Source organism: Clostridium sp. CM028 (genome assembly GCF_030585565.1).
GTDB classification, from domain to species: Bacteria; Bacillota; Clostridia; order Clostridiales; family Clostridiaceae; genus Clostridium_AD; species Clostridium_AD estertheticum_B.
In genome coordinates this window covers 1,485,094-1,507,851 of record NZ_CP077766.1, presented here as the reverse complement: position 1 = coordinate 1,507,851, position 22,758 = coordinate 1,485,094, and the positions used below count along the sequence as shown (strand labels likewise).

Here is a 22,758-nt window from a genome sequence, read left to right as displayed (position 1 = left end):
AAGGGTGGAATTTTCATGAGTAAGTTAATTTGTAACCAAGAGAAAGTAAACGATTCAAATATTCAAGAATTAATAAAGGTTTGCCCTTTTGGTGCTATTGAATACATAGATGGTAAAATTGAAGTTAATGCAGGATGTAAAATGTGTAAGATTTGCGTTAAAAAAGGTCCAACAGGTGTAATGGAATTTATTGAAACAGAGGCCGTGCAAGTTGATAAAAGTTTATGGAAGGGTATAGGAGTATATGTTGACCATGTAGAAGGAGTTATACATCCTGTAACAATGGAGCTTATCGGAAAAGCTAGGGAGCTTGCGGCAGTTGTTAATTTCCCAGTATATTGTGTATTTATTGGTTATAACATAAAGGAAAAGGCTAAAGAATTGCTTCATTATGGAGTTGATGAGGTCTTTGTATACGATTATAAAGAATTTGAAGAGTTTAGAATAGAACCTTATACAGCTGCATTTGAAGACTTTGTAAACAAGGTAAAGCCATCATCATTATTGGTTGGTGCTACAACAATTGGTAGATCTCTTGCCCCAAGGGTAGCCGCAAGGTTTAGAACTGGACTCACAGCTGATTGTACAATACTTAAAATGAAAGAAAATACAGACCTTGTACAGATAAGACCTGCTTTTGGTGGTAACATTATGGCTCAAATTGTATGTCCTAATAATAGACCACAGATGTCAACAGTAAGATATAAGGTTATGAATGCACCTGAAAAACAGTGCGATGCAAAAGGTAAGATTACAATCTGTGAAATGGATAGAGCAAAACTCGATTCGAATATTGAAGTATTAAAGGTTACAAAGAAAGAAGTTGAGGAAAATATTTCAGATGCAGAAGTAATCATTGCAGTTGGTAGGGCATTAAAATCAGAAAAGGATATGGTTATGATTCAAGAATTAGCAGACATTCTTGGTGCTCAAATAGCTGGGACAAGACCAACAATTGAAGCAGGTTGGATTAATGCTAAGAAACAAATTGGTCTTTCTGGTAGAACAGTTAAACCAAAGCTAATAATAGCTCTTGGAATTTCTGGTGCAGTTCAGTTTACAGCTGGTATGAATAGTTCAGAGCGTATATTTGCAATAAATAAAGATGAAAATGCTTCTATATTCAATGTAGCTCATTATGGGATAGTAGGAGATATTTATGAAATAGTTCCTCAATTGATTGAAAATATTAAAAATTCAGGAGCTGAGTATTGTATACGTTAACTTTTAAACTGGAGTTATAGATAATAGGCAAGTTAGTGTTTAAACTAACTAGGTTTAAACACTAAATTCAGAATCGAGGAGGTAATTTTATGGATTACAAAAAACTTGATGCTAAGGATATAGAGTTTTTAGTGTCAATATTAGATAAAGATAGGGTGTTTACTGGAGAAGCAATAAATGATGATTTTAGCCATGACGAGATGGGTGGAATAAGCAAAATGCCCGACGTATTAGTTGAGGTTCTTGAAGCAAGCGAAGTATCAAAGATTATGAAATATGCAAATGAAAACATGATTCCTGTTGTAGCAAGAGGTTCTGGAACAGGACTAGTTGGAGCATCAGTTCCAATTCACGGTGGAATTATGATAAATATGTCCAGAATGAACAAAATACTTGAGATTGATGAAGAAAACTTAACATTAACTCTTGAACCAGGCGTACTTTTAATGGAAATAAGCAAATACGTTGAAGAGTTTGATTTATTTTATCCACCAGATCCAGGTGAAAAATCGGCTACAATTGCTGGTAATATCAATACAAATGCAGGTGGAATGAGAGCTGTTAAGTACGGAGTTACTAGAGATTATATAAGAGGCCTTGAAGTAGTGCTTCCAAGCGGAGAAATACTTGATGTTGGAGGGAAAGTAGTTAAGAATTCTACTGGATACAGCATAAAAGATTTAATATGTGGATCTGAAGGAACCCTTGGAATAATCACAAAAATTATATTAAAACTTATACCACTACCTAAGAAAGCTGTATCGCTCTTAATACCTTTTCCAAATCTTGATATGGCAATAGGAACAGTACCTTTAATAGTTAAATCAAAATCTGTACCAACTGCTATAGAATTTATGCAAAGAGAAGTTATTATTGCTGCTGAAGAATTCCTAGGAAAAAAATTCCCGGATAATTCGTCAGATGCATATCTTTTACTAACTTTTGATGGTAATAGTATAGAAGAAATAGAAAGAGCTTATGAAAGTGTAGCTAACATTTGCCTTGAAGAAGGTGCTCTTGATGTATTTATAACTGATACAGATGAAAGAAAAGAAGCTGTTTGGTCTGCAAGAGGAGCTTTCCTTGAAGCTGTTAAAGCAACGACAACTGATATGGATGAATGTGATGTTGTTGTTCCAAGAAATAAAGTTGCGCAGTTCATTAAGTATACTAATGAACTTCAAAAAGAATTTGATGTGAGAATAAGAAGCTTTGGTCATGCAGGTGATGGTAATTTACATGTGTATGTATTAAAGGATGAGCTTACAGATAAAGAATGGTCAGTGAAGATTGAAGAAGTATTTGAAGCAATGTATGAAAAATCAAGGGAGCTCAAGGGTTTAGTATCTGGAGAACATGGAATTGGATTTGCTAAGAAAGCATATATGCTTGAACAATTTGGCCCTGTATATGTAGGACTTATGAAAAATATAAAATTGGCATTTGATCCTAATAATATATTAAATCCAGGAAAGGTTTGTGAATAGAAAAAATGATATCGCCAATGTCTTTTAAAGATGTTGGCGATATAATAATACTTTGATGTAGTCGATTTCAGTATTGTGACTAGTATTATTAATAGAGGAGGGAATAAAAGATGAATAATTATTTATTATTTTTCATAGCACTTATCCCCATTGTATGGCTCATGGTTTCGCTCGGTGTTTTAAAAATGCCAGGACATAAAACTTGTTCAATCACACTCGTAATTACAATAATACTTGCAATCCTAGTTTGGAAGATGCCAATTAGTCAAGCTCTCACAGCGACACTTGAGGGTGCAGCAATGGCAATATGGCCAATAATTGTTGTAATAATTGCAGCAGTGTTTACCTACAATCTTTCTATTCATACAAAAAGTATGGACGTAATAAAGGATATGATGACAGGAATCACAACTGATAAGAGAATTTTAGTTTTAATTATTGCTTGGGGTTTTGGTGGATTTCTTGAAGCAATTGCAGGTTTTGGTACGGCAGTTGCAATACCTGCCAGTATTTTAGCCGCACTTGGCTTTAATCCTGTATTTGCAGCAATAATATGTCTTATTGCAAATACAACACCAACAGCTTTTGGAGCAATAGGTCTACCTGTAACAACCTTAGCAAAGGTTGCAGCAATTGATCCTGTTACTTTAAGCTATGCAGTTGCAATTCAATTATTTGTATTAATTGCAGTTTTACCATTAATATTAGTAATGCTAACAGGTAAAAGTGTAAAGGCAATAAAGGGAGTTGTGCTTATTTGTATTGCGTCAGGACTAGCTTTTGCAATACCAGAACTTCTAGTTGCAAAATATATGGGTCCTGAACTTCCAGCACTAATTGGTTCAATAATATGTATTATTGTAACAGTTGCAATAACTAAAATATTCTATAAAAATACTGCATCTAAAGATAAAGTTAGTATATCCGCAAAACAAGGGTTATTGGCATGGGTGCCATTTATCTTAGTTCTGACTTTTATATTAATAACAAGTTCTCTTATACCAGCAATCAATAAACCATTATCATCTATACAAACATCTGTTCAAATATATAATGGCCCAGATGCAAAAATTAGTTCTTTTATATGGATTGCTAATCCAGGGACACTTATAATTCTTGCCACATTTATAGGGGGACTTATTCAGGGAGCTAAGTTTAAAGAAATAGTAAAAGTATTTATTGATACTTGCAAACAAATGAGTAAAACTGCAATTACAATACTTGCAATAGTCTCTCTTGCAAAGGTAATGAGTCATAGCGGAATGATAACATCTATTGCCGTGGTTTTAGTTGCAGCAACAGGAAGCTTTTATCCATTGTTTGCCCCAATCATAGGTGCTTTAGGTACTTTTGTAACTGGGAGTGATACCTCTGCAAATGTATTGTTCGGACCACTTCAAGTTGAAGTTGCAAAAAATTTACATATGAGTCCTTATTGGTTAGCAGCTGCTAATACTGGTGGTGCCACTGCAGGTAAAATGATTTCTCCTCAAAGTATTGCAGTTGCCACAGCAGCCACTGGACTTGTAGGAGCTGAAGGTAAGATATTAAAGGCAACTTTAAAATTTTGCCTTGCATATGTAGCAATATTAGGATTAATTACGTACTTTGGAGCAAAATATTTTATAATGTAGGGAGGAATATATATGACTAAAGTAAAAATACCATATTCAAAACAGTTTTTGGAAATTGAAATTCCAGATAAAAATTTGGTAGCAATATTAGAATCAAAAGCTCATGCATACAAAGTTGAAAGTACTCAGCAGGAAATTGTAAAAAAAGCACTTGATAACCCTATTGGAAGTGCAAAACTAGAAGAGCTAGTTAAGGGGAAGAAAAACTTAGTATTAATAACTAGTGACCATACAAGACCTGTACCAAGTAAAGTAACACTGCCAATACTACTTGAAAGAATAAGATCATCGAACCCTAAAATTGAAATAACAATATTAATTGCTACTGGTTTCCATAGACCTACTACAAGAGAAGAAATGATTGATAAGTTTGGTCAGGAAATAGTAGATAATGAAGTTATAATAAATCATGTATCAGAGGATTATGGCGATATGGTACGCGTCGGAACTCTTCCCTCAGGTGGAGAACTATTGCTTAATAAGATAGCGATGGAAGCTGAACTTTTAATTTCAGAAGGATTTATAGAACCACACTTCTTTGCAGGTTTTTCTGGAGGACGCAAGAGTGTTCTCCCCGGAGTGGCATCAGCAAAGACAGTTATGGCAAATCATTGTTCTGAATTTATAGCAAGTGAGTACGCACGGTCCGGAGTTATTGAAAATAATCCAATTCATAGAGATATGTTATACGCTGCTAAGCAAGCTAAACTGGCATTTATACTAAATGTTGTTATTGACAGTGAGAAGAATGTTATAAATGCATTTGCAGGAGATAGTGAGCTTGCCCACGTTGAAGGTTGTAAATTTGTTATGGAACTTGCAGCTGTGAAAGCTGTGAAGGCAGATATTGCAATATCAACTAATGGAGGATATCCACTAGACCAAAATATATATCAGACTGTAAAAGGTATGACTGCAGCAGAAGCAACTTGTAAGGACGGCGGACTTATAATCATGGTGTCTGCTTGTAATGATGGACATGGTGGTCAGTCATTTTATGACAATATCGCAAATGCAAGTAGCCCAAGAGAAGTTCTTGATAGGGTAATTAAAGTAGGAAGAAATGATACAGCACCAGATCAATGGGAATTTCAGATTCTTGCGCGGATACTAGATGCGCATACCGTAATTCTTGTTACAGATATGTGTGACCCTGAAATGATAAAGAATATGCATATGCAGCATGCATTTACCTTTGAAGAAGCGCTTGTTAGAGCTCTTAAAATAAAGGGAGATGATGCGACGATAACAGTAATACCAGATGGAGTTTCAGTTGTTGTAAAATAACATTCAAATTAATACTACTATTGAATATAATTTGGGGGCGGGTAAAATACATTGGGTGGAAGAATTCACATAATTTTATTTCAAGACTAATAATACTGTGGAGTGGGGAACTGAATTTTGAGTTTCCCACTTTTTTTCAATTTTAGGTAAATGTAAAAAAATAAATATATACAGGAGGGGTGAGTAGTCACTAATATTGTTACGTAAGTAGCCACATAGTATATAAATTAAAAATGTGGTAAAATACTTGTATTATAGTAAAGTGTTATAATTAAACAAAAAAGTACAAAATTTAAAAAATAACCAATAAGTATAACTTTGTCATTTATTATACCTTACTTGTGAATTTATAAGAAGAGATATATTAGTTATACTTCAAAAGCCCTATTTATTGAATTCTTCAGTAATTGAAAATATAATAATGAGATTAAAATTAAGTAAAAAAATAAGGTTCTTAAGTTTCTAGAGCATAAATTGTTAAGACCGATGTTGAAAAGGAGTGATGAAAATGATAAAAACTGCAATTTTAACCATGAGTGATAAAGGTTCTAGGGGAGAAAGAATTGATGGGACAGGTCCTGCAATAAGAAATGAATTAGAAGGTAAAGGATTTGTTATAAGTTTCTATAAAATAATTTCTGATGAGAAACAGGAAATAGAAAAAGAATTGATTTATTTATGTGATGAGCTTAAGGTGGATTTAATTTTAACTAATGGAGGAACGGGGTTTTCAGAAAGAGATGTTACGCCAGAGGCAACTAGAAATGTAATTGAGAAATATGTACCCGGCATTGGTGAGGTTATGAGGATGAAATCAATCCAGATTACATCAAAGGCTGTGCTTTCAAGAAGCATTGCAGGAATCCGCAAAAAAACCCTAATTATTAATCTTCCAGGAAGCCCAAAAGGTGCTGTAGAAAATCTTCAATTTATAATACCTGCAATTCCACATGGAATTGCTATACTTACAGGGGAAGCTAGCGAGTGTGGTAGAAGTTAACAAAAGGGAGAATGAGAATGGAATTTTTTAATGTGGTATCTGTAAAAGAAGCTAAACAAATAATAGATAGTTCTTTTATCTATAAGATTGAATGTGAAAAAATTAACATTATGCAAAGCGTTAATAGAATTAGTTTTAAAGATATAAAAGCAGAATGTAATATACCAGAATTTAAGAGATCGACAGTAGATGGCTTTGCAGTAAGATCAAGAGATGTATTTGGAGCTAGTGAAGGACTCCCGTCTATGCTTGAACTAAAGGGTGAGGTATTTATGGGGAATATCCCACCCTCGGATATTGCAGGGGGGGAGTGCTTATACGTACCTACAGGAGGGATGCTTCCGGAAAGCGCAGATAGTGTTGTTATGGTTGAGTATAGCCATAAGCTAGATGATAATACAATACTTATTTATTCACCTGTGGCTATGGGTGATAATGTAATACAAATTGGTGAAGATATAAATACTCAGGATATTGTCGTAAAAAAGGGAAGTAAACTCAGACCTTATGAGATAGGTGTTCTTGCAAGTATAGGAATTTCCGAGGTGATGGTTTATAAAAGACCTAGGGTTGGTATTATTTCAACTGGTGATGAAGTAGTACCCTGCGAAGTAAAGCCTTCTTTGGGTGAAGTGAGGGACATAAACACTTACCTGATTTGGTCTCTGCTTCTTGAGGATGGAATGGAGCCAGTAAGCTATGGAATTATTAAGGATGATTATGAACTGTTAAAGAGTGCAACACAAAAAGCATCTAATGAATGTGATGTGGTACTAATTTCAGGAGGAAGTTCTGTTGGCACGAAAGATCACACTTTAAAGGTTATAGCTTCGTTTGACGATGGAGAGGTCTTGGTACATGGAATAGCAGTAAAGCCTGGGAAACCAACTATAATAGGAAAACATAAAGAAAAAATAATATTTGGACTTCCAGGACATCCACTTGCATGTTGTATTATATATAAAATACTTGTTCAAAAATATATATATAGCCTAATGCTTCAAAGCGAAAAGATTTATGGAACAAATGCAGTAATGAGTATAAATTACCATAAAGCTAAAGGCCGGGAAGAATATCTACCTGTAGAGCTTGAAACAATAGAAGGCATGGTTATTGCAAAGCCGGTGTTTGGTAAATCTGGGATTATAACAGCATTTTCAAAGGCATGGGGGTATATAAAGATAGAAAAAAACGCGGAAGGTTTAAAAGAAGGACAAGCAGTTGAAGTCTATAAATTATAAAGGAGATGAGAGTATTGGCTCAAGAAGTCTTTCTATCAAATGTTGATTTGAATGAAGCAGTTAAAATATATTTTAATAAGTTATTATGCATTAAAGGTGAAAAGGAAAATGTGGTTACTTGGGAATCTGTAGGAAGAGTTTCATACTCATCAATTTTTGCGAAAATATCTTCACCCTTTTATAATAGTTCTGCTATGGATGGTATTGCAACTATAAGTACCAAAACATATGGAGCAACAGATCGGAGTCATATCCAACTACGAGAAGGAATTGATTATTTAGTAGTGGATACTGGAGATCCAATACCTAAAGAATTCGATTGTGTAATTATGGTAGAGGATTTGATAAATTTAGATAAGGGAAAAGTAGCTATTTATAAAAGTGCTGCCCCTTTTCAGAATATTAGACCAATTGGAGAAGATATTGTAAGAACACAAGTTATTATCCCTTCAAATTATATGATTAGACCAGTAGATATAGGCTCTATTATAGCTGGGGGAGTAAATAATATTGATGTTTATAAAAGGCCGGTGGTTGGAATAATTCCGACTGGAACTGAGATGGTGGAGCCAGGTGAAGAACTTAATATTGGAGACATAATTGAGTTCAATTCAAGAGTATTTTCTGCCCAAGTTAAGGAATGGGGAGGTATACCCCTAAGATTTGACATAGTAAAAGATGATTATTTACTTATTAAAGATGCTGTAAAAAAGGCAGTCCAGCAATGCGATATTATACTTATTAATGCAGGATCTTCAGCTGGTAGAGAGGATTTTACTTGTAATGTAATAGAAGAATTAGGTGAGGTTTATGTACATGGAATAGCTATAAAGCCTGGGAAACCTGTTATTCTTGGAAGTATAGAGGGAAAGCCTGTGATTGGTATACCTGGATTTCCAGTATCTGCTTATGTCGTAATGGATAATATATGCAAGAAAATAGTACATGCTTATATAGGGATAAATGAAGAAGAATATACCACTGTTGAGGTTGTACTTACTAGGCGTATAATGTCAACTTTAAAATATTTAGAATTTGTAAGAGTTAAAATTGGATTTGTTTCGGGAAAATATATTGCAACACCTATAGGTCGTGGAGCTGGAACAACAATGTCATTAGTAAGGGCAGATGGTATATTAGAAATACCACAAAATATTGAGGGCTATGAAGTAGGAACTACGGTGAATGTTAAACTTTTAAGAAGCAAGGAAGAAATTAAAAATACAGTTGTATGTATTGGAAGCCATGACCCAATAGTTGATATAGCTTCGGATCTTTTTCATATAAAAAACGGGAAGTATTTTCTTTCTTCTGCTCATGTTGGAAGTATGGGAGGAATAATGGCATTAATAGGTTCAGAAACTCATATAGCACCTATTCATTTATTGGATATGGAGAATGGTAGTTATAATATTTCTTATATTAAAAAGTATTTACCAAATAAACCTATGGTATTAATTAAAGGTGTTAAAAGAGTTCAGGGAATTATGGTTTCTAAAGGGAATCCTTTAGATATTAAATGTTTACAGGATATAGTTATAAAAGGTAAAAGATTTGTAAATAGGCAAAGAGGTTCAGGTACAAGGTTATTTCTAGATTATAATTTAAAAAAGCTCCATATTAATCCACAAAATATATCAGGATATGAAAGAGAAGAATTCACCCATATTGCCGTTGCAGCAGTAGTTGCAGCAGGAGATGCAGATTGTGGACTTGGAATTTATTCTGCAGCCAAGCTTTTGGGTCTAGATTTTATAAAACTTGGGGATGAGGATTATGATTTTGCTGTGCCTAAGGAATTTATAGATATGGATATGATAAGGGAATTCATCAAAATAATTAAAACAGATGAATTTAAAAGTGAGCTTGATAAACTTGGAGGCTATGATTATACGCAAATAGGGGAAATAATTGAACTTTAGGAGACGGTTTTATGAGGGATAGTCATGGAAGAGATATCAATTATTTAAGGATATCGGTAACTGATAGATGTAATTTAAGATGTATATATTGCATGCCAGAGCAGGGAATTAAGAGTAAGAATCATGTGGATATTCTACGTTTTGAAGAGATATTAAAAATTGTGAAGGCAGCAGAAAAATTAGGTATTAATAAAGTAAGATACACTGGTGGGGAACCACTAGTAATGAAAGATTTAGACAAGCTTATATATGAAACTTCAAAACTGCCAGGAATAGATGATATTGCTATAACCACAAATGGTATTTTGCTATCTGGTATGGCATCAGATTTGAAAAAAGCTGGACTTAAAAGGGTAAATATTAGCCTTGATACTTTAGATAAAGAAAAGTTTAAAAGTATAACCAGAATAGGAAATCTAGATAAGGTAATGGAAAGTATAGATAAATGTTTAACCCTTGGGTTAAAACCGGTCAAAATAAACACAGTATTAATGAAAGGCTTTAATGATGCAGAGTTTGAAGGCTTTTTAACCTTAATTCGAGAAATGCCAATCGAAGTAAGGTTTATTGAACTCATGCCAATAGGTGAAGGTATTAAACTTTATGAAAAAAGTAAATTAAGTTTTAGGGAAATGCTAAAGTTGCATCCTGAGTTAACTGAAATAGAAACCCCTAAAAGTAGCACCGCTCAATTGTACAATCTTAAAGGGACAAAAGGAAAAATTGGATTCATTAGTCCAGTAAGTTGTAAATTTTGTGCGGATTGTAATAAAATAAGGCTCACATCTACAGGAACTATTAAAGCATGTCTTCATTCAAAGGAAGAAATAAATATTAGGAAATACCTAAATAACGAAGAGATGCTTACAAATGTATTAAAACAAGCAATTTTTAATAAACCGCTCGAACATCATCTTGAAGAGGAAAAAACCAGTAGAAGTGAAAAGATGATGTATCAGATAGGAGGATAAAGTGATGGAACTTACGCATATAAATGAAGAAGGAAGAGCTAAAATGGTTGATGTATCTGAAAAGTGTGACACTGTTCGGGAAGCTATAGCAGTTGGGTCAATTTCTATGAAAAGAGAAACACTTGAAAGAATAAGGGATGGGTCTATTTCAAAAGGAGACGTACTAGCTGTAGCACAAGTAGGGGGAATTATGGGTTCAAAAAGTACTTCGCAAATAATACCAATGTGCCATCCTATAATGATATCTGCTTGTGATATAAGTTTTAAAATTGACTTTAAAAATACTAAAATAGAAATAGAAGCAACGACAAGGACTGTAGGAAAGACAGGCATTGAGATGGAAGCGCTAACTGCGGTATCTGTCGCAGCATTAACTATTTATGATATGTGTAAGGCAATTGACAGGGAAATGCTTATAAATAATATTATGCTTGTGAGAAAAAGCGGGGGAAAATCAGGAATATTCGAAAGGAAGTCGTTATAATGGCAAAGGTTATTGCAATAAATACAAGTGAAAAAAAAGGTGTGATAAAACACCCTATAGAGAAAGGCTTTTTTAAAGTCAATCACGGACTTGAGGGAGATGCACATGCAGGTAATTGGCATCGACAGGTGAGTTTTCTTGGTGTTGAGAGTATTGATAAAATGAAAGCTAAGGGAGCTCTGGGCTTATGTTCAGGAAAGTTTGCTGAAAATATTACTACCGAAGGAATAATTTTGTATGAACTGCCAGTGGGAACTAAACTTAAAATAGGAAATGTAGTTTTAGAGGTAACACAAATAGGTAAGGAATGTCATAAGGGTTGTGAAATTATGAAATTGGTTGGTGACTGTATAATGCCAAGAGAAGGGATATTTGCTAAGGTACTAGAGGAGGGGTATATCCAGGCTGGAGATGAGATTGTAGTGGAGGAATAAGTATTTAGAGAAAATAAAAGGGGGAATTTTAATGTACGGTTACAATGGTAAAATATTAAGAATTAATTTAAAAGATAAGACTATTAAAGTTGAGGTACTTGATTTAAAGCAAGCTAAAAAATTTATTGGTGGTAGAGGGCTTGGAACAAAAATATTTATGGATGAAGTAGATCCGAGAGTTGATCCATTAAGCCCTGAAAATAAACTTATAATTATTACAGGGCCATTAACAGGTACGCCTGTTCCAACCGGTGGAAGATACATGGTAGTTACAAAATCACCACAATCAGGTACAATTGCTTGTTCAAATTCAGGTGGTTATTGGGGAGCTGAATTCAAAGCTACAGGCTATGATATGATCATATTTGAGGACAAGGCTGATGCACCAGTTTACTTAACTATAATAGATGATAAAGTGGAAATAAAGGATGCTAGCAGTCTTTGGGGAAAGCTTGTTACAGAAACTACAGATATTCTAAGGAAAGAAATGCCTGATAAATCAAGAGTTATGACCATTGGACCGGCAGGAGAAGGACTATCCAATATGGCTGCTATAATGAATGATTATGATAGAGCAGCGGCCCGTTCTGGTGTCGGAGCTGTTATGGGTTCGAAAAATCTCAAAGCTATTGTAGTTAAAGGAAGTTCAAAACCACAAGTAGCAGATGCGACAACGCTAAAAGAGGTTTCGAAAGTTTGGTTGAAGACTATAAAAGCCAATGGGGTTACAGGCACAGGTCTCCCAACATACGGAACTGCAGTACTTGTAAATATACTAAATGAAAATGGGATATATCCAACCAATAATTTTCAAAAGTCTTACTTTGAAAAAGCTGATGACGTAAGTGGAGAGGCAATGACAAAGGATTACCTTGTTCGTAAAAACCCTTGTTATAGATGTCCCATTGCCTGTGGCAGGTATGTAAAAATAGAGGATATGGGTATAGAAGTAGGCGGACCTGAATACGAAACACTTTGGGCTTTTAGTGGAGATTGTGGTATTTCTGATATGGTTACAACTTTCAAGGCGAACTACTGGTGTAATGAATATGGTATGGATACAATCTCTGTAGGTACAACTATTGCAGCGGCTATGGAACTACGTGAAAAGGGATATATTAAAGACGAAGAACTTGGAGGGACTCCTCTAGAATTTGGAAACATAGAGGGTGTAGTTGATTGGACAATAAAAATAGGTAAAGCTGAAGGACTAGGAGCAAAAATGTCTGAAGGTTCATACAGACTATGCGCATCTTATGGTGCACCAGAGTTTTCAATGTCAGTTAAAAAGCTTGAAATTCCTGCTTATGATCCAAGAGGTATAATGGGGCAAGGGCTTCAATTTGCTACTTCAAACAGAGGTGGATGCCATGTTAGAGGATATATGATATCACCAGAAATATTAGGCTTGCCACAAAAATTGGATAGATTTTCACTTGAAGGGAAAGCTACTTGGGTTAAGATTTTCCAAGACTTAACTGCATCTATAGATTCCCTTGGATTGTGTTTGTTTACGTCTTTTGCTATGGGAGCTCAAGATTATGCTAACTTGTATAATGCAGTATGTGGTACAGAGCACACTGCAGAATCCATACTTGATTCAGGAGACAGAATTTGGAACATTGAAAGACAATTTAATTTACAGGCTGGAATAGATGCGACGCAGGATACACTACCCAAAAGATTACTAGAGGAGCCAATTCCAGAAGGACCTTCAAAAGGGAATGTGCACAGATTATCTGAACTTCTTCCATCATATTATAATGAAAGAGGCTGGAATGAAAAAGGTATTCCAACGGAAGAAAAATTAAAAGAATTGGGACTATAGTTACATTTAGTTATAAATGGACGCGATAGACAATTTGACAAGGTATATGTATTTCAATGAAAAAAGCTAGATATGACGCAACTAATGATAAGGGAATCAGTTCTGATTTAACTGATTCCCTTATCAGTAATTGCGTCATATGCATTATAAAAGTCATAATTAATACATGAAACCTTACTGCGCTTTAACTGGAGGCTTACCGCTGATTATAAGCTTTGCTTCAGCTTCGGAAAGGTCATAATTTAGAAATGTCTTATAGAAATTTATTGTCTCTGAAACAATATTTAACTTTGAAAATTTATCAGGATTTATTAATTTTGCAGCCCACTGTATCTGTAATGCTTCTTCAGCGCTATAACGATCCCACATGTATGCGCCGTCAGGATTTTGAACTACCTTTTCATTTTTAACTGCTGAAACATTTCTCCATGAACTAGTGTTCATTATAGTTTTTGCATCTTTTGAATCAGCACCCAATATTATAATATCCGGATTCCATTTTATAATTTGTTCCATAGAAGCTTCTTTCATATTACCTTTGATTTCTGATGCTACATTAATTCCACCTGCAGCTTCAATCCATGCATTGATAATTGTATTACTACCATCTACTGTTAGAGGTGAAAGGGTGTTGATATGTAAAACCTTTGGCTTCTTGTCAGTTGGTATTGCAGATGTGATATCTGTAATAATTTTTAATTTACTGTCAAGATAGGAATTGAATTTATCAGCCTTTTTTCTGGCGTCAGGGCCAAGAATATCTCCCGTTACTTGGAAACATTTTTTTAATCCATTAAAATCCGTAAAAGTCAACTGTACAGCGGGTATACCAACGCTTGCTACCTTATCTGCATATTTAGAAGTAGTAGTTAAAAAAACAATATCAGGTTTCGTCTTTAACATTTCCTCAATATTGACATCAGCTGTAGTAAAAGCAGTTGTTGCCTTATTCATCTGTGGATTTATTTGATATAACCAAGGTCTTCCTTTTGTAGTAAGTATTGTAGAAACGATTTTATTTCCTTGACCCAACATACATAAAACTTCATTATGTGCTGGCCAAGAATCAGCAATTCTATCGATTTTAATAGGAATCTCAACTTTTTTATTAGCCATGTCAGTAATTGTTTTTTTTGCTACTTGTGTTTGAACTGCAGTTGATGGACCAGTATTTTGAGTACATCCAATCATAAGAAAAATAAACATAAGTACCATCGCTAATGGCAAAATTCTTTTCGTTTTAATAAAAACACATCCTTTAATGTTTTATTTTGAAAAAATTAACTTAAAAGTGGTATTACTGATTTAATAATTTCACCATTTTTATTTTTTAAACTAATAATTTTAACATCTATGCCATAGGCAGACTTGAGATTTTCCTCTGTAACAACATCATCTACATTTCCAACAATAAAATTATTATTTTTTTGCATTAATGCCGCTTTAGTAGAACAAAGGAATGCATGGTTAGGAAAATGTGATGTCATGATTACCCCAAGACCTTTTTTAGCAAGATTATTTATCTGTTCTAAAACTCTAATCTGATTTCCAAAATCTAAATTTGAGGTAGGCTCGTCCATTATCATTATTTTTGCCTGCTGTGCCAGAGCTCTGGCAATTAAGACCATCTGCCTTTCGCCACCGCTTATCTGTGTATATATACGGTTCTTCAAATATGAAATATTTAATGTATCAATTGCCTGTTCCGTAATTTCTTTATCTTTTTTTGATGGAGAAGCAAATAAGTCTAAATGTGCAGTTCGCCCCATTAATACGACATCAAATACACTAAATGGGAAAGGAGGAGTATGAGCTTGTGGGACATAGCTGATTGCTTTTGCAAAGCGTTTTCTTGACCAAGCTCTAATATTTTCAGTATCCAATAAAATTTCTCCACTTTGAAGCTTCAAAAATCCCAATATAGTTTTAAATAACGTAGTTTTTCCCACTCCATTTGGACCGAGGATACACAATATTTCTCCGGATTTTATACTAATAGATATATCCTTAATAACATTTTTAGTGCCATAACCACAAGCAACATTTCGAATAACAAGTTCCATATGCAGAACTTCGCCTCCTTTTTTTTATTAAAAGAAAAAATAAATTATAAAACAAAAAAATTAATTTAATAATTACACATTTTCCTTTATAGCCAACCTTTCTTACCATTTAACAACAAATAGATAAAGAATGGTGCACCAATCATAGCAGTCAAAATACCTAGAGGAATTTCCACTGCAAATAAACATCTTGCTAAATCATCGACAGCTAACATGAAAATGCCTCCAATCAAAAATGAAGCAGGTAACAGCACTTTGTAATTAGGTCCTACAATCATTCGTGCCAAATGAGGTATGACTAACCCTACCCAGCCTATCATTCCGCAGATAGAAACTGTACTGGCAGTAAGTAGAGTAGAACAAACTATTGTAATAGCTCTCATTTTCGTTGTATCAATGCCAAGTGATTTGGCTTCTTCATCACCAAATGAAAGTACATTAAGTTTCCATCTTATTAACATTAAAGGTATAACCCCTAAAAGTATCGGAATAAGAACGATTTTAATATCATTCATTGTAATTGAAGATAGTCCTCCCATAAGCCAGAAGGTAATAGCGGGTAGTTTGCTGTCAGGATCTGCTACATATTTAGTTAATGAAATAGAGGAGGTAAATAAGGCTTGAACAACCATACCCGTCAGGATCAGTACCAACATTTGACTGCTACCTCGACCAACAGCCTTGCTGATGGCATAAGTTAATGCAACTGCAGCAAACCCAAAAACAAATGATAAAAGCTGAATCCATACTGTTCCTAAGGAAAGTAAAATTGCAACTGCTGCACCAAAACCAGCTCCTGCAGATGCACCTAGTATATCAGCTGATACCATCGGGTTTTTAAATAAGCCCTGGAATGTTGCTCCTGATACGGAAAGTGCTGCGCCAACCAGAATTGCAGCAATAATTCTAGGAAGTCTTACATCGAACAGGACTGATTGAGTTGTATCCTTTAATAAAGCTTCATTTCCGGTGATTCTTAGATAAAATGCCTTTATTAATTGGTTTAATGAAATAGGAAACCTGCCTATTGTGAATGAAACAATAAATGTTGCAATTAACAACACAATTAGAATAAAAATAATCAAATTTTGTCCAGTTCTCTTTTGAATTTCGTTTTTAGTATAGTCCATTTCAGCTATTTCAATGTTTTTCGTATTATTCAAGTATTTTTCCTCCCTGATAAATGTAAAACTTATTAAGTTTCTCTTTTATATTAACACAAATGGATATTTTATTAAATTACCAGCATGAACTATCAGAAAATATTTAATTAAAGATAGAAAGGTATTTTAAATAGAATTCAAATATGGTATAATTAAAAAGCAATTTAATACATGGAGAGATGTCCGAGTGGCCTATGGTACCTGCCTCGAAAACAGGCGAACGGGTTATTCCGTTCCGGGGGTTCAAATCCCCCTTTCTCCGCCAAAATAAAGAACTCGCTGAGAAGCGAGTTCTTTTACGTCAATTATAATAGGGATTTGAACGTGAGGGAGCATAGCGGTAAGAAAATGTTTTTAGCTATGATTATGGAGACAGGACCCTACTAGAATTACATAAAAATGGATAACAAAATGTTACTGATTTATGTAAAGTATAATTCAATTACAAAATATAAAATTTAGAAGTGAATAATAGATGACAATACCTTTGATAATTTAGTTTGAAAACAATAAAATACTATAAATAGATTTAAGTTATAAATCTATTTATAGTATTTTTATTTGCTATTTTATATTCCAACATTGAGTCTCTTTATTTCCATATTTGTATAAAAGTTATAATATTTGATATAATGTTTTTATTAAAGAGAAAAATATAACTTAATTCGTCGATAAATGTAGAATAGGTACTATAGTGAATCAGCTATTCACTATAAAATATGGGGGTGTAACATTTGAACGAGAAAATACTTGTAGTAGATGATGAAAAAAGCATTTTGGATGTATTAACTTATGCATTAAAAAGAGAGGGGTATTCAATAGAAAGAGCTTATGATGGACAAGAAGCCCTTGATAAAGTAAAAAGCTTTAACCCACATATAATAATTCTGGATTTAATGATTCCTGTAATAAATGGTTATGAGGTGTGCAAAAAATTAGAAAGTGAAAATATCGGCATTATTATGCTTACAGCAAAAAATGATATTGTAGATAAATTAGTAGGACTAGAACTAGGAGCAGATGATTTTTTAACAAAACCTTTTGATCTAAGAGAAGTTCTTGCAAGGGTAAAGGCTCTGGCAAGAAGGTTCAAAAAAACTACAGATGAGAAGCGTAATGATAATCTAATTAATATTAAAGATTTTAAAATTAATAAAAACCAAAGAACCGTAAGTGTAAAAAAACTAAAAATAGATTTTACACAAATGGAATTTGATTTGTTATATTTGCTCCTATTAAATCCCAATGTAGTTTACTCAAGGGAACGGCTTTTGGATATAGTGTGGGACATGGAATATATTGGTGGCACAAGAACGGTTGATACACATGTTCAAAGAATAAGAAAAAAGTTGGGTAAAACTTATGAAAAATTAATACAAACTGTTCATGGTGTAGGATATAAAGGGGTTGATGAATTATTTGAAAATAGGGATTAAATTCAAACTTATAGCTTTTACAGCCTCACTTTTATTAGTTGTTATATCGTTTTTAAGTATTTTTGTACTTAACGGAATAAAAAATTATCAAGATAAGCAAGATCAAGCGACTTTGTTTAAGCAAAAAGATATGTTTGAGCAATATTTTAGTGAACGCTCTAACTTAGGTGATAATGGAACTAGTGATAAGGCTCAACTTGCTAGAGGAAGCGTATTTAACAAGCCATGGCTTAGAACTATACCTGCCAGTGTATATGATACAAAAGGAGAGCTTCTTTCTGGATTTAAGGTAGATGGTAAAGTGAATGAAAATAAAGATAAAAATCTTATGATTGAGTATGCTATTAAAGGTAAAGTATCATTTATAAAAAACAATGATGTAATTTACTTTTATTCACCAATTAAATATAAAAATGATATAGTAGCAATTTTAGAACTTGAATATTCAATTAAAGAAAGCAGTTTATTTTATGATAATACAAAAAAAATGTTTTATGGAACAGGTTTTCTAGCTTTGATATTTGGTGTAATCCTTGGCATTATTTACTTTTTCAACCTTACCAGAGATATATATATGATGAAAGATTCAGTAGAAAATATTCAAAAAGGTGATTTTCATGAAATAAAACTAGTCAATCGTAATGATGAATTAGGGGAATTAAGCAAAGGTATAGTATTCATGAGTAATACTATAGAAAAAAATATTGAAGATCTTAAAGTTGAGAGAGATTCTTTGAGTATGGCGATAGAAAAATTACAAAAAATGGACAAGGAACAAAAGGAATTTATAGGTAATGTAACTCATGAATTTAAGACCCCAATTACTATTATAAAAGCATATGCAGAATTAATCGGAATGTATGAAAATGACGTAAGTTTAATTAATGATGGAACCACAAATATATCAAAAGAATGTGATCGCTTGGCAACTATGGTAGATAAGGTTTTAAATTTGTCTGCTCTAGAAAAATACGACTTTGAAGTACGGAAAAAAGAAGTGAATTTAAAAGAAACATTTGATGAAATTTGCGCGCGAATTATGGGGAAAATAAAGAAAAACAACTTAACATTTAAATGTGATGTTGAAAATATTATTGTTACAATAGATGAAGAAAACTTGAGACATATTATTATTAATTTAATTGATAATGCTATAAAATATAATAGGCTTAATGGAAGTATAGATATTGAATGTCATAAAAATGGTAATAAAATAACTATAACAGTTGCGGATACAGGAATAGGCATTTGTGAGGATGATTTGTTTAAAATTTTTGAACCATTTTATAGAGTTGAAAGTCATAGAAGTCGTGAAACAGGGGGAGCTGGGCTAGGGCTAGCCTTGGTGAAAAAGTTAGTTGAAAAGCAACAGGGAACTATAAATGTAGAGTCCAAGTTAGATGAAGGTACTATCTTTTTTATTGAATTTTCTATATAGAATTTACAAAATTGTGACATTTGTTTATAATTTTGTGAAAAGTTTTTGTTACTATAAGATTACAAAGAAAAAAGGAGGGAAATTCAATGGTTAGAAAAAAGATTTTATCCCTAATTTTAATGGTAGGAGTTGTAGGTGGCATTAGCGCATATGCAATAAACTATCATAATTCATCTATGCAAAACATAAAGGTAATGGCATACAAACCATCTGCTCAAACAAATGAAAAGGGTTATCAAATCGACAAATATCAAAATATTGAAAGTGCTGCTTGGATTAATGACAATGAGGTTTTAACATTAACTAAAAAGGGAGAGTTTAAAACCCCGGATTCTATGGTGCCTATAAACTACTGCAGTATCTATAATTTAAATACAAAAAGTTCTAAAGACTTTAAAGAGGTAAATATAGATGAATTTATGGGTGTGTCTCCTGATAAAAAGTATGTTCTTTATTCAGAGGCAAGAACCATTCCTAAATGTGAAAGTCCGGAATGGCAAAAAGCTCTTGATTCAGGAGAGCTTCTTCATAAAAACGTAAAATTATTAAATTTATCTACAGGCGAAATCACGAATGTAAATACAGAAAGACTTAATAGTGATGCACAATTTATATGGATAAGTAAGAATAAAATTTTAGCAAATTATTTTGAAAAATGGGCAATCATTGATACAACTGGAAAAGTATATGCAAATGGCAGCTACAATGCTGGTAAATTTGATAATGCCCGGATATCTGGTGTTGATGATATTAAAGATTTAGGAACCACTGTAGAAGGTAAATTCTATTACACTCAAAGCAAAAGTGGAAAAGAAGGAGTTAAATTATGTACAGCGGATGTTAAAACTAAGGAAACAAAAACTATTTTTTCAAATCAATACGCTGGCATGGCCGATAAAAAAAGCAAAACAATTATAATTGATCATTTTAATAATAATGGTGAACAATCACCTGATGGAGTATTTGTAAATAGAACTTTTGGAGCTATTATTATGGATGAAACTGGTAAACAACTGCAAGATATAAAACTGCCTAAAGGTAAAATTAATAATACCTACGTAGTATCACCTGATGGAAGTAAAGTTGCTTATGAAGAAGGAGTTAATCATGATGGCCATACTCCACCTGACCCTGATACATCTATTAAAATTATAGATACTAAGACAGGTGCTATAAAAGAAATAGTTAATGGTACTAGTTTAAAAGATAAAGATGCAAAAATTGAATATCGTACATTTCACTATATAGACAAAAACGGTAAGTATGTAAAAAAGAAGATACCTGTATGTATAGCAATTTCAAATATTTGTTGGGATAGTACAAGTACTGCTTTATCATTTACTTATGGAAATTATCGTTCAGGTAATAGTGAAATAAATACGTATATTGTTAGTTTGGATAAATAGAATGTGGTTACATATAATTTAAAAGAGGAGCAAAAATATGAATATCCATCATAAAATAATAAAAAAATTTTAAAGTTACTCATTATGGCAATATGTTTATCTTTAAGCATATTTATCCTGGTAGCTTATTCACATAAAAGCGATAATACCTATAAAAATATAGGTCAGAATAAAACAGTGATTAACACTAAACTAACAAAGATAGCATTTGAGAGGAATAATAATGTGTATCTTTATGATGAAATAAATGAACAGGTTGAATCCATAGGGGATAAGTAAAAATCAAAGGAGTTATTTCAGTTGTAACAATATTGGAAGAGATGGATATACTTAATATGGTAGAATTTTAGAATGTAAAATTAATTTATGCTTATATATATACTATCAATTAAATAGAAGAATAATTGATTGTTAAGGAGCGAGGCAAATGTATTCACCTATTTAATACACAATAAAGTTATAAAACATTTCAAAATTAACTTTTAAAACAAGGTTTTTTTGTTGTGCAACTTTGGAGGTGTATTAAAAGTGAATAAAAAGGCTAACGTTTATATAATGTATATTATTGTGTTTCTACAGGGATTTGTTTTTTATGGGCCTATAGCTACATTGATAAGGCAAAATAGAAACTTATCTTTGTCTAATATGTTTTTAATAGAGTCTATATCCTGGATATTAATGATTATTTTTGAAATCCCATGGGGATGGTTTGCAGATAAATTTGGGTATAAGAAAACACTTGTTATCTCAAATTTTATATTTTTTATATCAAAAATAGTTTTTTATAAATCAACTTTCTTTGGGATGTTCCTCATAGAACGAGTGTTATTAGCAGTATCATTAGCCGGAATTTCAGGTTGTGACATTGCTCTAATATATTCATCAGTTAAGCAAGAGGAGAGTGAAAAAGTATTTGGAATATATAATGCATTTTCAACTGGTGGTTATTTAATTGCCTCTATTATGTTTTCAATACTCGTAAAACAGTCCATGGATAGTACTGCATTTTGGACTATTATACCTTATGCAGTGGCAGCAGTATTAACTTTGTTTATAAAAGAGGTTAATGTGCAGCAAATCGAAAAGCCTAAGTTTAAGCAAAGTTTACTAACAGCTTTTAAAAACAAAAGCATTATTATATTGGTAATTTCTTTTGCCTTAATAAATGAAGTAGTTCAAGTAGTAGGTGTATTTTTAAATCAATCACAATATGTGCGTTGTGGAATAAGTATTAAATATTTTGGAGTATTGGCAGTTGTTATGCAAATAGTTCGATTGAGTTCAATTAAAGCTTATAAAGTAAGCATTAAGCTAGGTTCCAATAGAAGTATTCAAATTATATATATGATTATTACTATATGTTGTACAATACTTATATTTACATCTAGCGCTGCATTAACTATACTTTCAATAATTGTTATATGTGGAAGTGCAGCTATAATTTCACCTATAGTTTTAGATATTGAAAATAGAAATATAAGTACTGCTAGCAGGGCGACCCTTTTATCAGTATTTGCTATGTTTGGAGATTTAACTGCTGCAGGAGCAAATGTAATTATTGGAAAGACGGCTGATATTTCAACGTCCTCAGCATTTATAACTTGTGTGATTATGTGTGTTTGTGCATATATATTATTGCTTCTCTATAAAAAAACATCAAAGAAATAAATACAAAAAAACAAGTTATAATAGTAGCCTCTAAAATAATGCAACAATATCAGTAATACCAATGGATTATTA

General features: G+C 32.8%; 19 protein-coding genes and 1 tRNA gene. 17 read left to right on the top strand and 3 right to left on the bottom strand.

Translation table 11 applies throughout. The features are described 5' to 3' along the window. Nucleotides 1–15: 15 nt before the first annotated feature. The 11 genes from KTC94_RS07075 (at nucleotide 16) to KTC94_RS07025 (ending at nucleotide 13,512) form a co-directional block, all read left to right on the top strand. Nucleotides 16–1,224 (top strand): electron transfer flavoprotein subunit alpha, encoded by a 1,209-nt coding sequence (locus KTC94_RS07075; RefSeq protein WP_216303161.1) that lies wholly within the window; start codon nucleotides 16–18, stop codon nucleotides 1,222–1,224. 89 nt (nucleotides 1,225–1,313) lie between these two features. Continuing rightward, nucleotides 1,314–2,711 (top strand): FAD-binding oxidoreductase, encoded by a 1,398-nt coding sequence (locus KTC94_RS07070; RefSeq protein ID WP_216303160.1) that lies wholly within the window; start codon nucleotides 1,314–1,316, stop codon nucleotides 2,709–2,711. Nucleotides 2,712–2,821: 110 nt separating this feature from the next. After that, nucleotides 2,822–4,345 (top strand): L-lactate permease, encoded by a 1,524-nt coding sequence (locus tag KTC94_RS07065; RefSeq protein WP_216303159.1) that lies wholly within the window; start codon nucleotides 2,822–2,824, stop codon nucleotides 4,343–4,345. A gap of 12 nt (nucleotides 4,346–4,357) precedes the next feature. Then, nucleotides 4,358–5,632, top strand: a complete 1,275-nt coding sequence (gene larA, locus KTC94_RS07060) for a nickel-dependent lactate racemase (protein WP_216303158.1) — start codon at nucleotides 4,358–4,360, stop codon at nucleotides 5,630–5,632. A 508-nt stretch (nucleotides 5,633–6,140) separates the two neighbouring features. Further along, nucleotides 6,141–6,632: a molybdenum cofactor biosynthesis protein B gene (locus tag KTC94_RS07055; RefSeq protein WP_216303157.1), complete on the top strand. Its 492-nt coding sequence runs from the start codon at nucleotides 6,141–6,143 to the stop codon at nucleotides 6,630–6,632. A gap of 17 nt (nucleotides 6,633–6,649) precedes the next feature. Further along, the gene (locus tag KTC94_RS07050) at nucleotides 6,650–7,873 is read left to right on the top strand and encodes a molybdopterin molybdotransferase MoeA (protein WP_220286534.1); all 1,224 of its coding nucleotides are present in this window, start codon (nucleotides 6,650–6,652) and stop codon (nucleotides 7,871–7,873) included. Nucleotides 7,874–7,887: 14 nt separating this feature from the next. After that, nucleotides 7,888–9,795, top strand: a complete 1,908-nt coding sequence (locus KTC94_RS07045) for a molybdopterin biosynthesis protein (protein ID WP_220319967.1) — start codon at nucleotides 7,888–7,890, stop codon at nucleotides 9,793–9,795. Nucleotides 9,796–9,806: 11 nt separating this feature from the next. Next, the gene (gene moaA, locus KTC94_RS07040; RefSeq protein ID WP_220286532.1) at nucleotides 9,807–10,766 is read left to right on the top strand and encodes a GTP 3',8-cyclase MoaA; all 960 of its coding nucleotides are present in this window, start codon (nucleotides 9,807–9,809) and stop codon (nucleotides 10,764–10,766) included. A 4-nt stretch (nucleotides 10,767–10,770) separates the two neighbouring features. Beyond that, entirely contained in the window at nucleotides 10,771–11,250 is a 480-nt protein-coding gene (moaC, locus tag KTC94_RS07035; protein ID WP_253198186.1) for a cyclic pyranopterin monophosphate synthase MoaC, read from the top strand. Then, nucleotides 11,250–11,684 (top strand): MOSC domain-containing protein, encoded by a 435-nt coding sequence (locus KTC94_RS07030; RefSeq protein WP_165411605.1) that lies wholly within the window; start codon nucleotides 11,250–11,252, stop codon nucleotides 11,682–11,684. The genes moaC and KTC94_RS07030 overlap by 1 nt, the downstream gene beginning before the upstream one ends. Nucleotides 11,685–11,715: 31 nt before the next feature. Further along, nucleotides 11,716–13,512 carry an aldehyde ferredoxin oxidoreductase family protein gene (locus tag KTC94_RS07025; RefSeq protein WP_220286531.1) on the top strand — a complete coding sequence of 599 codons (1,797 nt, stop codon included), beginning with the start codon at nucleotides 11,716–11,718 and terminating at the stop codon, nucleotides 13,510–13,512. 174 nt (nucleotides 13,513–13,686) lie between these two features. On the opposite strand, the gene KTC94_RS07020 is transcribed toward KTC94_RS07025, so the two are convergent. The 3 genes from KTC94_RS07020 to KTC94_RS07010 form a co-directional block, all read right to left on the bottom strand. Further along, nucleotides 13,687–14,718: an ABC transporter substrate-binding protein gene (locus KTC94_RS07020; protein WP_258876418.1), complete on the bottom strand. Its 1,032-nt coding sequence runs from the start codon at nucleotides 14,716–14,718 to the stop codon at nucleotides 13,687–13,689. A 74-nt stretch (nucleotides 14,719–14,792) separates the two neighbouring features. Continuing rightward, nucleotides 14,793–15,575, bottom strand: coding sequence for an ABC transporter ATP-binding protein (locus KTC94_RS07015; protein WP_220319968.1), 783 nt, complete (start codon nucleotides 15,573–15,575; stop codon nucleotides 14,793–14,795). An 86-nt stretch (nucleotides 15,576–15,661) separates the two neighbouring features. After that, nucleotides 15,662–16,705: an iron ABC transporter permease gene (locus tag KTC94_RS07010; RefSeq protein WP_220320021.1), complete on the bottom strand. Its 1,044-nt coding sequence runs from the start codon at nucleotides 16,703–16,705 to the stop codon at nucleotides 15,662–15,664. A 206-nt stretch (nucleotides 16,706–16,911) separates the two neighbouring features. Between KTC94_RS07010 and KTC94_RS07005 the strand changes: the two genes are divergently transcribed. The 6 genes from KTC94_RS07005 to KTC94_RS06980 all read left to right on the top strand — a co-directional run bounded on the left by KTC94_RS07005 (nucleotide 16,912) and on the right by KTC94_RS06980 (nucleotide 22,686). Then, nucleotides 16,912–17,003 (top strand) — tRNA-Ser (locus KTC94_RS07005). Nucleotides 17,004–17,472: 469 nt separating this feature from the next. Further along, complete coding sequence (locus tag KTC94_RS07000) at nucleotides 17,473–18,174, top strand: response regulator transcription factor (RefSeq protein ID WP_220319969.1); 702 nt, start codon at nucleotides 17,473–17,475, stop codon at nucleotides 18,172–18,174. After that, complete coding sequence (locus KTC94_RS06995) at nucleotides 18,149–19,612, top strand: cell wall metabolism sensor histidine kinase WalK (protein WP_258876419.1); 1,464 nt, start codon at nucleotides 18,149–18,151, stop codon at nucleotides 19,610–19,612. The genes KTC94_RS07000 and KTC94_RS06995 overlap by 26 nt, the downstream gene beginning before the upstream one ends. A gap of 86 nt (nucleotides 19,613–19,698) precedes the next feature. Then, the gene (locus tag KTC94_RS06990; protein WP_220286527.1) at nucleotides 19,699–21,018 is read left to right on the top strand and encodes a hypothetical protein; all 1,320 of its coding nucleotides are present in this window, start codon (nucleotides 19,699–19,701) and stop codon (nucleotides 21,016–21,018) included. Between the two features lie 84 nt (nucleotides 21,019–21,102). Then, nucleotides 21,103–21,297, top strand: a complete 195-nt coding sequence (locus KTC94_RS06985) for a hypothetical protein (RefSeq protein WP_258280748.1) — start codon at nucleotides 21,103–21,105, stop codon at nucleotides 21,295–21,297. A 249-nt stretch (nucleotides 21,298–21,546) separates the two neighbouring features. After that, entirely contained in the window at nucleotides 21,547–22,686 is a 1,140-nt protein-coding gene (locus KTC94_RS06980; protein WP_220286526.1) for an MFS transporter, read from the top strand. Nucleotides 22,687–22,758: the final 72 nt, after the last annotated feature.

What these genes read in the sequence shown, in the direction of transcription:
- larA (WP_216303158.1), top strand. Translation starts at nt 4,358, where the DNA reads ATGACTAAAGTAAAAATACCATATTCAAAACAGTTTTTGGAAATTGAA.
- KTC94_RS06995 (WP_258876419.1), top strand. Translation starts at nt 18,149, where the DNA reads ATGAATTATTTGAAAATAGGGATTAAATTCAAACTTATAGCTTTTACA.
- KTC94_RS07025 (WP_220286531.1), top strand. Translation starts at nt 11,716, where the DNA reads ATGTACGGTTACAATGGTAAAATATTAAGAATTAATTTAAAAGATAAG.
- KTC94_RS07015 (WP_220319968.1), bottom strand. Translation starts at nt 15,575, where the DNA reads ATGGAACTTGTTATTCGAAATGTTGCTTGTGGTTATGGCACTAAAAAT.
- KTC94_RS07010 (WP_220320021.1), bottom strand. Translation starts at nt 16,705, where the DNA reads ATGGACTATACTAAAAACGAAATTCAAAAGAGAACTGGACAAAATTTG.
- KTC94_RS07065 (WP_216303159.1), top strand. Translation starts at nt 2,822, where the DNA reads ATGAATAATTATTTATTATTTTTCATAGCACTTATCCCCATTGTATGG.
- KTC94_RS06985 (WP_258280748.1), top strand. Translation starts at nt 21,103, where the DNA reads ATGGCAATATGTTTATCTTTAAGCATATTTATCCTGGTAGCTTATTCA.
- KTC94_RS07030 (WP_165411605.1), top strand. Translation starts at nt 11,250, where the DNA reads ATGGCAAAGGTTATTGCAATAAATACAAGTGAAAAAAAAGGTGTGATA.
- KTC94_RS07075 (WP_216303161.1), top strand. Translation starts at nt 16, where the DNA reads ATGAGTAAGTTAATTTGTAACCAAGAGAAAGTAAACGATTCAAATATT.
- moaC (WP_253198186.1), top strand. Translation starts at nt 10,771, where the DNA reads ATGGAACTTACGCATATAAATGAAGAAGGAAGAGCTAAAATGGTTGAT.
- KTC94_RS07050 (WP_220286534.1), top strand. Translation starts at nt 6,650, where the DNA reads ATGGAATTTTTTAATGTGGTATCTGTAAAAGAAGCTAAACAAATAATA.
- KTC94_RS07055 (WP_216303157.1), top strand. Translation starts at nt 6,141, where the DNA reads ATGATAAAAACTGCAATTTTAACCATGAGTGATAAAGGTTCTAGGGGA.
- KTC94_RS07020 (WP_258876418.1), bottom strand. Translation starts at nt 14,718, where the DNA reads ATGTTTATTTTTCTTATGATTGGATGTACTCAAAATACTGGTCCATCA.
- moaA (WP_220286532.1), top strand. Translation starts at nt 9,807, where the DNA reads ATGAGGGATAGTCATGGAAGAGATATCAATTATTTAAGGATATCGGTA.
- KTC94_RS06990 (WP_220286527.1), top strand. Translation starts at nt 19,699, where the DNA reads ATGGTTAGAAAAAAGATTTTATCCCTAATTTTAATGGTAGGAGTTGTA.
- KTC94_RS07070 (WP_216303160.1), top strand. Translation starts at nt 1,314, where the DNA reads ATGGATTACAAAAAACTTGATGCTAAGGATATAGAGTTTTTAGTGTCA.